Genomic DNA, 13,041 nt, shown 5'->3' with positions numbered 1-13,041 from the left:
GAACGGGAAACGGGTAAAAAAACGGAGAGCCGCGGAGCGTTTTCGCTCCGCGGCTCTCCGTTTTTTTACGCCTTCGTGGCCGAAGCGCGAAGACGCGGGGGAACGCGGACGGTTTTTCTGGTACAATCGAGGAGGCTTCGGAAGAACCTCAGGGAGGCGGCGGAGATGTTCGGCGGGAAAAAAACGGTTATCTTCGACATGGACGGCACGCTGATCGACTCGGTGGGCGTGTGGAACGCCGTGGACGTGGAGCTGGTGAAGCGGATCGGCGGCGGCGAACGGGACGGCGGCGATCTGCAGAGGCAGCGCGACGCCCTGCTGCGCGAGCGCGCCGCCAGTCCCGACCCGTACGGCGACTACTGCGCCTATTTAAAGGAAAACTACGCTTCGCCGCTGACGGCCGACGAGATTCACAGGCTGCGCTACCGCATCGCCCGCGACTTCCTCGAGAACGTCGTCGATTACAAACCGCGCGCCGACGAGTTCGTCAAGGCGCTGAAAGCGCGCGGCTTCCGCCTCGCCATTGCCACCGCGACGCGCCGCGGCACCGTCGATATTTACCGTACCGTCAACCGCAACATCCTCGCCAAAGCTCCGCTCGACGAGTACTTCGCCCCCGTCTACGCGCGCGAGGACGTGCGCGCGATGAAGCCCGACCCGGAAGTGTATTTCCGTATCCTCGGCGACCTCGGCGCGGCGCCCGCCGAATGTCTGATCTTCGAGGACTCGCTGGTCGGCGTGGAATCGGCCCGCAACGCCGGCATCGAAGCCGCCGCCGTCTACGACCGCTACGCCGACGCCGACCGCGCCCGCATCGACGCGCTCGCCGATTACCGCCTCCGCGACTATGGCGAGGCGATCGAGATTCTAAAACGGGAAACGTCCGAGTGATCCCCTGCGGCTCGTGAGGAACGCCGCTTTATGGTAAGATACGGCTGTTCGGCGTCGAACTTTTCCCGGATGATACCGTTGTTTATTTCAAGGAGGAACCGATCATGCGCAAACTGGCAATTTACGAAGCTGCGGCCGAATGGGACGACGAGCAGGAGCTGGCCGATCTGGCCCAGTCGCTGGACGTGCTGACGCATCAGGGCGTCGAATGGGAGCGCCACGACTTGGCCAAAGAGCCGGCGGCGTTCGAGGCGAATCCCGCCGCCGCGCAGTACCTGAAAGTTTTCGGCGCGGAGCGCCTGCCCGTAATGCTGGTGGACGGCGTTATCGTCATCGCCGGACGCTATCCCGACGACGTCGATCTGATCGACTGGCTCGAACTGCCGCCGGAAGTCCTGGGCTACGATTGGGTGGACGAGGATGACGTTGAAGAGGGGCGCGACGGCGAGTGCGGCTGCGGCCGTGAGCGCTACGCCGAAGACGGCTGCTCGGACGACGCCGAAGGGCGCGAGCACGGCCACGGGCATCATTGCGGCTGCGGCCATCACGGACATCATTAGAAAAAGCTGCTGCCCCGTTTCTTTGGGGGGGCGGCGGAGATCTTTCGCGACGAACAGGGAGCGTTTCCGTTTTTTGGTCGGAGGCGCTCCCTGTTCGTTTTCACGCGCTGATTTTTTTTCGGAGTGTCCCGCGGGGAACGTTTTTTGCAAATCGTCATCGGCAGATCGCTTCGAGCGCGCGCTCGATGTCGGCGCGCCCGGCGAAGAACGTTCCCTGTACGAGCGTCGGGTCGCCGCCGCCGCGGCCGCCGAGCTCTTTGTTGAGCGTTTTGACGGCCTCGCGCAGCACGGGTTCGCGGGCGCAGATCACGTAGTTCCAGCCTTTTCTGCCGTTGCTTTCGGCGGGGGAGAGAACGGCGGCCGTCTTCGCCTTGCCGCCGGAGACGAGGGCGTCGCAGAACTTGCGCAGCTCCGCGGGCTTGAAGCCTTCTTCGAAATCGATCAGCAGACCGTCGCCGGCGGGGAACTGCGCGGTGCGCAGTTCGAAGTAGCGGCGCGCCAGCTCGGAGGCGCGGGCTTCCGCCGCTTCGGCGGCGGCGACGTGCTGGCGCACGGCTTCGACGGTCTCGTAGGGCTTGGCGGAAAAGATGCGCCCGATCTCGCGCTCCTGCTCGTTTTTGCGCGCGTAATCCTGCATGGCGAGACGGCCGCAGAGCATCTCGATCCTGACGCCGCCCTTGTAGCGGGCCATGGCGATGAACTTGATCAGGCCGATTTCGCCGCTGCGCTCCACGTGAGTGCCGCAGCACGCGCAGAGATCGACGCCGGGAAATTCGACGAGGCGCACGGCGCCGCTCAGTTCCTTCTTGCTGCGGTAATCGAGCGCCGCCAGCTCTTCCGGCGAAGGGAACGCGACGCGCACGGGAAGGTTGGCGTAGATCGCGGCGTTGGCATCGCGTTCCAGTTCGGCGAGCTGTTCCTCGCCGATGGGGCCGTTGAAATCGACGGTGACTTTGTCGGCAGCCATGTGGAAGCCGACGTTGTCGTAGCCCCAGCGCCTGTGGACCAGACCGGAGACGATGTGCTCGCCGGAATGGGCCTGCATGTGGTCGAATCGTTTCTGCCAGTCGATCGCGCCATGCTGGACGCTGCCGACCGGGAGCGGCTTGTCGGCGTAATGGACAATGGCGCCGTCTTTGCGGCGCGTGTCGCTGACGGCCGCATCGCCGATAACGCCGCTGTCGGCGAGCTGGCCGCCGCCTTCGGGATAGAAAGCGGTCTGCGAAAGCGTCACCTCGAAGCCGTTTTTGCCGGGCGCACAGCCGGTGACGACGGCGTCGAATTCTTTTACATAAGGAAGCCGGTAGTACAGTTCGTTCATCTCGTCCATGAAAATGTCCTCTTTGCGTCGGGAGTGTAAAACCGTGCGTTTCATGAAAATGATTATGCCACGTCTTACGCGCTTGCTCAAGCGGGATTGGCGGCGCGAAATTTTTTTTGCGCCGCTTTTTCGTTTATTGTCACCAATAAGATTTAATGAGTTGACAATATATCGGCGGAGACGTATGATCGTGGCGCGGTAAAAATTTTGCGAAGACGGAGTGAAAGCGATGGAGAAGAATCGTGTCAGGAATATGGCGGCGGTCGCAGTGATGACGGCGCTGATGTGCGTGCTGGGGCCGCTGTCGGTGCCCGTCGGGCCGGTCCCTTTTTCCCTTCAGGTATTCGTCGTCTACCTTTCGGTGTATGCTCTCGGCGCCCGGCGCGGCGCGTTAGCCGTCGTCCTCTATCTGCTGATCGGCTGTGTCGGGCTGCCGGTGTTTTCGGGATTTGCCGGCGGTCCGGGCAAACTGTTCGGGCCGACGGGCGGCTTCCTCGTCGGCTTTGTTCCACTGGCGGCGGTCAGCGGCTGGTTCATCGACCGCTGGGAAAGCAACGTCGTCGTGCAGTTCGCCGGGATGCTGCTGGGGCTGGCCACGCTTTATCTGTTCGGCGCCGCGTGGTTGGCGAAAGTCGCGAATCTGAGCTTTGACACGAGCATGGCCGCGGCGGTTTACCCGTTCATCCCCGTCGACGCACTGAAGATCGTGTTGGCGATCCTGCTCGGCCGCGTGCTGCGCCGCCGCCTGCGCGCCGCCGGGACACAGGGCGAGCCCCCGGAACGTTAAAATTTGGAACGTCATAAAACGCCTGACGGCTGCTGAGCCGTCAGGCGTTTTTCGTAAACGGTGTTCCACGTGGAACATTGCCAGATGTCTTTCCCGCAAAAAAAACTTCATGATACAATAACGTCATAAACGATGGAAAGGGAGCGTTGCCGTGATCGAAATCGTCTTTGAGGAAACGGAGAAACGCACGGCCGCCTACGACGGCGAAAGGCGCGTGGGACTGTGCGCCTATGCCGAAGACGGCGCAGTCTGGACCGCGTATCACACCGAAGTCGATCCCGCCTACGGCGGGCGGGGCATCGCCGCGCGCCTGGTGGACGAACTGGTTCGGGCGGCCCGCGAGCGCGGCGTCAGAATTGTGCCGACGTGCTCCTATGTGCTCCGTCGGTTTGAGAAGAAGGCGGAGTGCCGCTCCGCTCAGAGCTGAGAGCGACTTACGGACGACGCCTTGGCGGCGGGCAGGTGTGTGGAGAAGATTTTCTGGACTGGAGAGCCCGAGGAGGAAAGAGAGAATCATGAATCAGCGGCGAATCGACAAAATCATGGACAGTCTGAAGGAAGCGGGGCTTACGCAGGCCCTGCTGAGCGATCCTTTCTCGCTGACCTACGTGACCGGCGACAACTTCCGTCCCGGCGAACGTTTTCTGGCGCTTCTGCTGCGCGAGGGGCAGAAGCCGGCACTGTTTTTGAACCGGCTGTTCTTCGCTCCCCATGTGGCGCCGGGGAACATCGTCCCCTACGACGACACAGAGCGCGGCGCGCTCAAGGCGCTGCCCCTGATCGACCGTTCCCGGCCGCTGGGCGTCGACAAGAAAATGCCTGCCGAGTTCCTGCTCGAACTTCAGCAGCGAAACGCCGCTTCCGGCTATGTGAACGCTTCTCCCTGCGTGGATCATGTGCGCGCCTGCAAGGATGCCGAGGAGATCGCCCTGATGGTGCGCGCCTCGCAGATGAACGATCAGGCCATGCTGGCACTCCGTGAGCGAGTCCGCGAAGGCGTGACGGAGATCGGGCTGGCCGACGAACTGGCCGGCATCTACCGCGAGCTGGGCGCCGACGGCCTCTCGTTCCCGTCGATCGTCAGCTTCGGCGCCAACGCTGCCGATCCGCACCACTCGCCCGACGGCACCGTGCTGAAGCCGGGGCAGTGCGTGCTCTTCGACATCGGCTGCGTCAAAGACGGCTACTGTTCCGACATGACGCGCACCTATTACTTCAAAACGGTCGGCGCCAAAGACCTCGAAATTTACGAGATCACGCGCCGCGCCAACGAGTCCGCGGAAGCGGCGATGAAGCCCGGCGTGCGTTACTGCGATCTGGACGGCATCGCCCGCAAAGTGATCGCCGACGCCGGATACGGACCGTATTTCACGCACCGTCTCGGACATTCCATCGGCCAGCAGGGGCACGAGTGGGGCGACGTGAGCAGCGCCAATACGGAACGGGTCAGGCCGGGGAACGTTTTTTCCTGCGAGCCGGGCATCTACCTTCCCGGCGAGACGGGCGTGCGCATCGAAGATCTGTGCCTGATCACCGAGACGGGCGTACAGATCCTCAATCGGGTTCCCAAGGAGCTTCAGATCATCGAATGACGCCGACGCCGCGCCGGGGATGCGAGAATAAAATCGTTTCGCTCTCTGCGCGCGGAAAAAGTTTTTTATCGCTTGTATTTCGTCAGCGCTGCGCATATAATAATCAAGCTTTTATAGAGGATACAACGGCCCTAAAAAGAGTTGTTCTTAATTTCTAAGGAGGTTTGCGTAATGGTATCGTTTCTGTTTTGGGTGCTGCTGCTGGTAGTTCTTGGCAGCGCTGTGCTCGCTCTGGGGTACGCTTTCATTACCTACGGCTTCGTCAAGAACATCGTCATCGACGAAGAGCACAAAAAGGTGACTGAGCTCTCCGACATCATTCACGAGGGCGCGATGGCGTTCCTCAACAGCGAATACAAATGGCTCGCGCCGTTTGTCGTCATTGTCGGCGCCCTGCTGTGCACCTTCCTGAGCGTTCCTTCGGGCGTGTGCTTCGTCTTCGGCGCGCTGTGCAGCGCCCTGACCGGCTACTGCGGCATGATCGTCGCCACCCGCTCCAACGGCCGTACGACCTTCATGGCCACCAAGAGCATGAACGACGCTCTGGGCGTTGCGTTCCGCGGCGGCTCCGTGATGGGCATGACCGTGGTCGGCGTCGGTTTGGCCGGCGTGGTGCTTTCCTATGTGCTGTTCCGCGATGCGAACGTCATCACCAGCTTTGGCCTTGGCGCTTCGTCCATCGCCCTGTTCGCCCGTGTCGGCGGCGGCATTTACACCAAGGCCGCCGATGTCGGCGCCGACCTTGTGGGCAAGGTCGAAGCCGGTATCCCCGAGGACGATCCCCGCAACCCCGCCACCATCGCCGACAACGTCGGCGACAATGTCGGCGACATCGCCGGCATGGGGGCCGATCTGTTTGAATCTTACGTCAACTCCATCATTGCCGCCATGGCCGTCGGTTTCGCGACCACGCTGTCCGGCGACGGCGCGCCGCTCGGCCTCATGGGGGTGCTCTATCCTTTGGCGCTGTCCGCCCTGGGCATTGCCGCGGCGATCTTCGGTTCGGCCTGCGTCACCGGCAGCCTGACCGAGGAGAACGACAGCAAAATGGGACAGTTCGCCAGCAAATACCTGTTCAAGTTCATGCAGTCCGAGCACGGTACCGATCCTGCCAAGGCCCTGAGCCTGGGCACCTACATCACCGGCATCATCGAGATCGTCGGCGCGTTGATCCTCTCGCTGGTCCTGCTTCAGGACATTCGCATCTTCTTCGCCGTCGTTTCCGGCGTTGTGGCGGGCGTGGCCATCGGCGTCGTCACCGAGTACTATACCTCTGCCGACTACAAACCGGTGCGGAAGCTCGCCGACACGACCGAGACCGGTGCCGCTACCGTCATCCTCGGCGGCATCTCGCTGGGCATGACTTCCACGGTCGTTCCCGTGCTTCTGATCTGCGCCGCGACGCTGATCAGCTATTTCTTCAGCGGTCTGTACGGCGTGGCCTGCTCTGCCGTGGGCATGCTTTCCATCACCGGCATGAGTCTCAGCGTCGACGCTTACGGCCCCATCTCCGACAACGCCGGCGGCATCGCCGAAATGTCCGAACTGCCCGAGGGCGTCCGCAACATCACCGACAAGCTTGACGCCGTGGGCAACACGACCGCCGCCATGGGCAAGGGGCTGGCCATCGGTTCCGCCGCCCTGACCGCGCTGTCTCTGTTCTCCGCTTACGCTCAGGCGGCCGGACTCAAGTCGATCGATCTGAACAATCCCCACGTCATGGTCGGACTGTTCCTCGGCGGCATGCTGCCCTTCCTGTTCAGCGCTCAGACTATCGCCGCTGTGCAGGAAGCGGCCGGCAAGATGGTCGAAGAAGTGCGCCGTCAGTTCAAGGAACACCCCGGCATCATGGATTACAGCGAGAAGCCCGATTACAAGAAGTGCGTCGCCATTTCCACCGAGGCTTCGCTGCACAAGATGATCGTGCCCGGCCTGCTGGCCATCGTCGCTCCTGTCGTCGTCGGTTTTGTGCTTGACGCCGAAGCTCTGGGCGGTCTGCTCGGCGGCGCCATCGTCACCGGCGTGATGCTGGCCGTTTACATGTCCAACGCCGGCGGCGCTTGGGACAACGCCAAGAAGTACATCGAATCCGGCGTGCACGGCGGCAAGGGGTCCGCCAACCACAAGGCGGCCGTCGTCGGCGACACCGTGGGCGATCCTTTCAAGGACACCGCCGGTCCCAGCCTGAACATTCTCATCAAGCTGATGACCGTCGTCGCTCTCGTCATCGCTCCTCTGATCATGAAGTAAGGGCGCGTTCTCGACAGGACGAAAAGAAAAAGCTAAAATAAAAAGCGGGGAGGGCGCAAAAGCTCTCTCCGCTTTTTCTGTCGGATTTCAAAATTTGAAGAGGTGAACGCTCATGGCCGACGAAATCGTCGCGAAAATAAAGGACGCCGTCGACATCGTGGAACTGGTCGGCGATTCGGTGCGGCTCGTGAAAAAAGGACGCAATTACAGCGGCCTCTGTCCTTTTCACGACGAAAAGACGCCGTCGTTCATCGTTTCGCCCGACCGCGGCACCTGGCACTGTTTCGGCTGCGGCAAGGGCGGCGACGTTTTCAGTTTCGTCATGGAGAAGGAAGGGCTGAGCTTTCCCGAAGCGCTCGAGTATCTGGGACGGCGCGCCGGCATCGAGATCCCGCGGCGGAAAAACCGCGGGCAGACGACGGATCTTTATTCGGTCATGGAAATGGCCGTCGACTTTTACCGCGCCGAACTGAAAGGCGCGGCCGGCGCCGTCGGCAAAGGCTATCTGAGCCGCCGCAGCATGTCCGTGCAGGATGCCGACGCCTTTGAACTGGGGTGGTCCCCGTCGGCGTGGCGGGCTCTGAACGACGCGCTGCGCCGCGAGGGCGTCACGCAGGAGCAGCTGCTTAAATGCGGACTGGTGATCCAAGGCGAAAAAGGCTGTTACGACCGTTTCCGCGGGCGCGTAATCTTTCCCATCCGCAACGTCTCCGGGCGCGCCATCGCTCTGGGCGGCCGCATTGTTGACGGCGAAGGCGCCAAATACTTGAACAGTCCGGAAGGGCCGCTCTACAACAAGAAGGAAAACCTTTACCTGCTGGACAAGGCCAAAAACGCGATCCGCGAGAAAGGACGCTCGATCCTCGTCGAAGGCTATATGGACGCCATCCGTCTGCACATGCACGGGCACAGGGAAACGGTCGCCTCGCTGGGCACGTCGCTGACGGAAGAGCAGGCGCTGCTGCTGAAGCGATTCTCCGACAAATGCTATATCTGCTACGACTCCGATACGGCCGGGCAGAACGCGACCCTGCGCGGCATGTATATTTTGCAACGCGCCGGGCTTCAGGTATTTGTGGTGCTGTTCCCCGGCGGCAAGGATCCCGACGAGATGCTGCAGAGCGAGGGCGGCGAGCAGCTCTTCAACGAAGCGGTGGAGAACGCCCGGCCGCTGGTGCTCCATCACATCGGCCTTTTCAAGGCGGCGGCCGAGAAGGACGGTCAGGCCAAAGCCGCCGAAGAATTGCTGGAAGGCATGGCGCAGCTGACGGCCGTGGAACTTGCCCCTTATATGCAGGAGATCGCCCACGCCGTGGGGCTGCCCGATTATCAGCTGGCGTCGGAACTGAACCGTCTGCGCCGCGGCCGCCGCCTCAGCCCCCGCGCGGAGGAAAGTCTGGCCGGCGACGTGCAGCCTCTCGAGCTCGAAACGGCCGATTCGGAAACGCCGCCAAACTGCGATCCGGCGGAGACAGGGCTGCTTTACCTGCTTTGGATCAGCCGCGAGTTGCGCATGTCGGCGTCTGTGGCGGAAGTGGTCCGCATGTTCCAGGATCCCCGCCTCAAAGACATCGCCGGCGCGCTGCTGACGGGCGAACAGCCGGAGAGCCTTGAGCACCGCTGGCTGGAAATGGGAGATCATTTTCCCATGTCGGCGCTCTCCGGCGGCGCGTCCTTCTGCGACACGCTGTCCGGCACCGACATGGAGAAATGGCAGAAACTGAGCGCCGATCAGGGACGCCGTGTCAAACAGGCTCGCTACATTCAACTGAAAGCCATGATGTTCCGCGGCGAAGCCTCGCCGGAAGATCTGACCGAGTACTCGGCGCTGGCCGCGGAACTGAAACGTTATTGAGCCTTGGAATTCATTCTTGAGCAATACTTTTTCAGAGTAATTGCGATTCCTTGCTGAGGAAGAGCAGTTACTCTGAAAATTTTATAAATAACAGATTAATATAAAATAATGAACGTTTAGCGTTTACTTATTTTCATGATTGCTGTATAATTAATAGAGTAATAAATATATTTTATTACGTATTTCTCTAGAAAATGAAACGGGGGGCGAAGGTAATGAAAAAGAAGTTGGGGATATTTATCTTGTTGGCAGTGGTTTTGAATTTATTTTCGGTTGTCCCGGCGCTGGCTGCTGAAAAAACGCTTAAAATCGGCACCTATATGACGATCACAACGTTGTGGCCGTGGAGGACGACGTCCGACGGCGACGGGTACATTATTCGCCAGATTTATCACACCCTTGTTGAAATGGATGAAAATTCCAAGTTTACTCCCGGACTGGCGACCAGCTGGGAATGCGCTGACGACGGAGTGACGTGGACCGTTCATCTTCGCGACGACGTATATTGGCAAAGGGGCAACGGTCTCTTCGGCGATGAAAAAGTCAAGGTGACGGCTGAAGACGTCAAATTTTCGTACGATTACTATCTTGATCCTGCAAATGGTTCCGTGCGCTATGACGCTTTAAGCAAAACGCTGAAAGAAATCAGAGTGATCGATGATCATACGGTTCAGTTTGTAACAAAAGATATAGACGTTTTGTGGGAATACTCTATGTATCAGAATTATGTTATCCCTCGGCGCGCGATTGAAAAGAAATGGGATCTTGCAAGCTACCCCGTTGGATCGGGAGCGTATAAGTTTCAGGACTATGTAACTGACACGTCATTGACGTTGATCAGGAACGAAGATTTCTGGCGCGAACCGGCTCTTGACAAAGTGGTCTATAAGTTCATTACTGATAAATCCGTATCGTCGATGGCGCTGCAAAATAAGGAGATTGACATCGCCCTTGCGATTTTGCCCACTGAAATCGAAAACATCGCCGGCAAGGATTATTTGACCGTAGCGCCTTCGGCGATCGGATCTCTGCGCTGGATCGGGTTCAATTGCAAGAAAAAGATCTTTTCCGATTCAGAAGTTCGCCGCGCATTGGCCATGGCCGTGGACATGGACGGCGCGATAAAAGCTATTTTTTCAAACAAAGCGGGCGCAAAGCTGGCTGTGCGGGGGTATGGATGCATTCCCTACGAACGGCCGGGCGGGGACCTTGAGTCTAACAAGGCCGTAACTCCCCGGTATAATCCGAAAGAAGCCGTAAAACTTCTTGATAAGTTGGGTTGGAAGACGGGGCCTGGCGGAGTGCGGAGCAAGGACGGACAGAAAATGAGTTTTGTTCTGCAAGTGGGGAACAACGACGCGAACCGGGAAAAACTGTCAGTTATCGTGGCCACTCAGCTGAAGGCTATCGGCGTAGATTGTACGGCCAGAACCGCAGAATGGGCCACGCATACCTCCGACATCGCGAAAGGCACTGTGGAAATGTATATCATGGGAGGTTACAGCAATCTGGACGGCGGTAAACGTTTGATGGAAACAAACACCAAACGCTTCAGTCCTAACTGCGGTTATTCTAATGAAGATGTTGATAAGCTGATTCAAGAAGCGTTCCGCACGATGAATTATGACAAACGTTGCGCTCTTCTTCGCAAAGCCGATAATATTTTCTCGTCTGAATGTCCTCATCTCGGCGCATATTTTGAATATTCGCAAGTCGGATACAACAAGCGCGTCACGGATTTTGGATACGCCACAGTCTATCAGGCGCTCTGTTCGCCTGTGCGCAATGTGGGGGTCGCCGAGTAATTCGTACCGGAACGATTTATTTACGCGGGCTTATGGGGCGTTTCTCCATAAGCCCTTTATTTAAAAGACGAGGGTAAAATCATGTGGGCTTATATAATAAGACGTATTTTTCAGACTGTCCCGACGCTGCTGATCAGCTCTCTGCTCATATTTTCGCTGCTGTACGTGACCCCAGGCGATCCTGTTGAACTGATCCTTGGAACGGAAGATGCGAACGTGTCGGAAGAACAGCGTAAACTCGTTGAAGAGCAGTGGGGGCTGGACAAACCATTCCTTGTCCGTTACATACGTTTTATAAAAGGCGCATTTGTAGGCGATCTTGGCACGTCATACGCTACGGGGGAAGACGTGTTCTCCAGCGTGGCAAAACGTATGCCGAACACCCTCAAGCTGGCTGGGAGCGCTATGGTGATTGCTCTCGTCGTTTCGTTGCCTTTGGGGATATTGGCGGCTCTGAAACACAACGGCATCTTGGATTCTGTAGCAACAGCTCTGGCGACGATTGGCGTATCGCTGCCAAGATTCTGGTTCGGTTTGGTTCTGATTATATTCTTTGCTCTGCATTTAGGCTGGTTGCCGACTATGCCGGAAACTACGAACATCGCGGACGGCGTTGTGCCTTTTCTGCGCTCGATCATACTGCCGGCCTCATCTTTGGCGTTAAGCATGGCGGCTACCCAAACGCGGATGATCCGGTCCAGCATGCTGGACGTTCTGAATCAGGATTATGTGCGGTACGCGCGTAGCAAGGGATTGAAGGAGCATGCCGTTATTTGGGGGCATGCGCTAAAAAATGCCATGATTCCCGTTGTCACCGTTATAGGCGGAGAAATCGGCAGTTTGCTGGGCGGAGCGGTCATTACGGAGTCTATTTTCTCTTGGCCCGGCGTCGGCCGTTTGACGATTAGTTCCATTGCGCGGAGGGATTATCCAATGATCCAGGGCGCGACTCTCATGCTTTGTATAAGTTACATGCTCGTAAATCTGGTTGTCGATATTTTATACGCGTGGTTCAATCCCCGCATTCGCCTCGACTCGAAATAGGAGACTCGTGCTATGAATGATAATTCAAAAAATGCGCGGAGCAGGAGCGTTGTAGCGCAGAATCAAATTGGAAACGAGTCGTTGCCTTTGACCACGTATTGGAAGGACGTAAGACGCCGTTTCTTGAAAAATAAAATCGCGGTCGTTGGCCTGGCGATCCTTCTGATTATCATTGTCCTTTGCGTCGGCGCTCCGTGTTTTACACGATATGATCCTATGATGGACATGGATCTGATGAACACCTTGGTCCGGCCATTTTCCCAGGAGCATATTTTCGGCACTGACGACTTGGGGCGCGATATTTGGTCGCGTCTGTTGTATGGAGGACGTATGTCGGCAATGACGGGGATGTCGGTCACGTTGCTCTCCGCAGCTTTTGGCATTGTGATCGGTTTAGCCAGCGGCTATTATGGCAGTTGGGTTGACGCATTACTTATGCGCTTTACAGATATCATGTTGTCTTTTCCGTTTCTTATCATCGCCATTGCTATCATGGCGGCTCTAGGATCGAGCCAGGGTAACGTGATTTTGGCGTTGGCAATCGTCGGATGGCCAAAGTTTGCCCGTCTTACTCGCGGGCAGGTACTGGCGATTAAAAATACGGAATACGTTGAGTCTGCGCGCGTCGCTGGTTTTAAAAATACACGCATTATATTCAACCATATTTTCCCTAATTGTATCGGCCCGCTGATTATCCAGGCTACGCTGTCAACAGGAAGCGCGATTCTTTCGGCGTCGGGGCTTTCGTACCTTGGTTTGGGATGCGATGCGGCTGCGCCTGACTGGGGCGTCATGCTGAACCAGGGACGTAATTACCTGCAGCAGGCGTCGTATCTAACGACGATCCCAGGCATCGCGATCTCGCTTACGGTTCTTTCTATGAATTGGATCGGCGATGGACTTCGAGACGCGTTTGATCCTAAGATGAGGAAGTAG

11 protein-coding genes are annotated in these 13,041 nt (G+C 58.2%); 10 read left to right on the top strand and 1 reads right to left on the bottom strand.

The annotated features are described in order from the left end of the window. The first annotated feature begins 165 nt into the window (after positions 1 to 165). Both HMPREF7215_RS09045 and HMPREF7215_RS12490 read left to right on the top strand, forming a co-directional pair. Positions 166 to 891, top strand: coding sequence for an HAD family hydrolase (locus tag HMPREF7215_RS09045; protein WP_009165522.1), 726 nt, complete (start codon positions 166 to 168; stop codon positions 889 to 891). Between the two features lie 104 nt (positions 892 to 995). Further along, entirely contained in the window at positions 996 to 1,451 is a 456-nt protein-coding gene (locus HMPREF7215_RS12490; protein WP_009165521.1) for an arsenic metallochaperone ArsD family protein, read from the top strand. Positions 1,452 to 1,605: 154 nt separating this feature from the next. Here the strand turns inward: HMPREF7215_RS12490 and HMPREF7215_RS09035 are convergent, their stop codons facing one another. Beyond that, positions 1,606 to 2,781 carry an alanyl-tRNA editing protein gene (locus tag HMPREF7215_RS09035; protein ID WP_009165519.1) on the bottom strand — a complete coding sequence of 392 codons (1,176 nt, stop codon included), beginning with the start codon at positions 2,779 to 2,781 and terminating at the stop codon, positions 1,606 to 1,608. 220 nt (positions 2,782 to 3,001) lie between these two features. On the opposite strand from HMPREF7215_RS09035, the gene HMPREF7215_RS09030 reads away from it, so the two are divergent. From HMPREF7215_RS09030 to HMPREF7215_RS08995, 8 genes are all read left to right on the top strand, one after another. Beyond that, positions 3,002 to 3,559 (top strand): biotin transporter BioY, encoded by a 558-nt coding sequence (locus tag HMPREF7215_RS09030; protein WP_009165518.1) that lies wholly within the window; start codon positions 3,002 to 3,004, stop codon positions 3,557 to 3,559. A gap of 151 nt (positions 3,560 to 3,710) precedes the next feature. Next, positions 3,711 to 3,986 (top strand): GNAT family N-acetyltransferase, encoded by a 276-nt coding sequence (locus HMPREF7215_RS09025; protein WP_009165517.1) that lies wholly within the window; start codon positions 3,711 to 3,713, stop codon positions 3,984 to 3,986. Positions 3,987 to 4,074: 88 nt separating this feature from the next. Beyond that, complete coding sequence (locus HMPREF7215_RS09020; RefSeq protein ID WP_009165516.1) at positions 4,075 to 5,151, top strand: M24 family metallopeptidase; 1,077 nt, start codon at positions 4,075 to 4,077, stop codon at positions 5,149 to 5,151. A gap of 171 nt (positions 5,152 to 5,322) precedes the next feature. Further along, complete coding sequence (locus HMPREF7215_RS09015; protein ID WP_009165514.1) at positions 5,323 to 7,401, top strand: sodium-translocating pyrophosphatase; 2,079 nt, start codon at positions 5,323 to 5,325, stop codon at positions 7,399 to 7,401. Between the two features lie 112 nt (positions 7,402 to 7,513). Further along, positions 7,514 to 9,256: a DNA primase gene (gene dnaG / locus HMPREF7215_RS09010; RefSeq protein ID WP_009165513.1), complete on the top strand. Its 1,743-nt coding sequence runs from the start codon at positions 7,514 to 7,516 to the stop codon at positions 9,254 to 9,256. A gap of 215 nt (positions 9,257 to 9,471) precedes the next feature. Next, on the top strand, positions 9,472 to 11,061 hold the full coding sequence (locus tag HMPREF7215_RS09005) for an ABC transporter substrate-binding protein (protein WP_009165512.1): 1,590 nt from the start codon (positions 9,472 to 9,474) through the stop codon (positions 11,059 to 11,061). Between the two features lie 81 nt (positions 11,062 to 11,142). Continuing rightward, complete coding sequence (gene nikB, locus HMPREF7215_RS09000; protein ID WP_009165511.1) at positions 11,143 to 12,105, top strand: nickel ABC transporter permease; 963 nt, start codon at positions 11,143 to 11,145, stop codon at positions 12,103 to 12,105. Positions 12,106 to 12,117: 12 nt separating this feature from the next. Then, positions 12,118 to 13,041, top strand: coding sequence for an ABC transporter permease (locus HMPREF7215_RS08995; protein ID WP_009165510.1), 924 nt, complete (start codon positions 12,118 to 12,120; stop codon positions 13,039 to 13,041).

This window comes from Pyramidobacter piscolens W5455 (assembly GCF_000177335.1).
GTDB classification, from domain to species: Bacteria; Synergistota; Synergistia; order Synergistales; family Dethiosulfovibrionaceae; genus Pyramidobacter; species Pyramidobacter piscolens.
The sequence above is the reverse complement of the archived record's forward strand: the minus strand, read 5'-3'. Positions and strand labels throughout refer to the sequence as shown.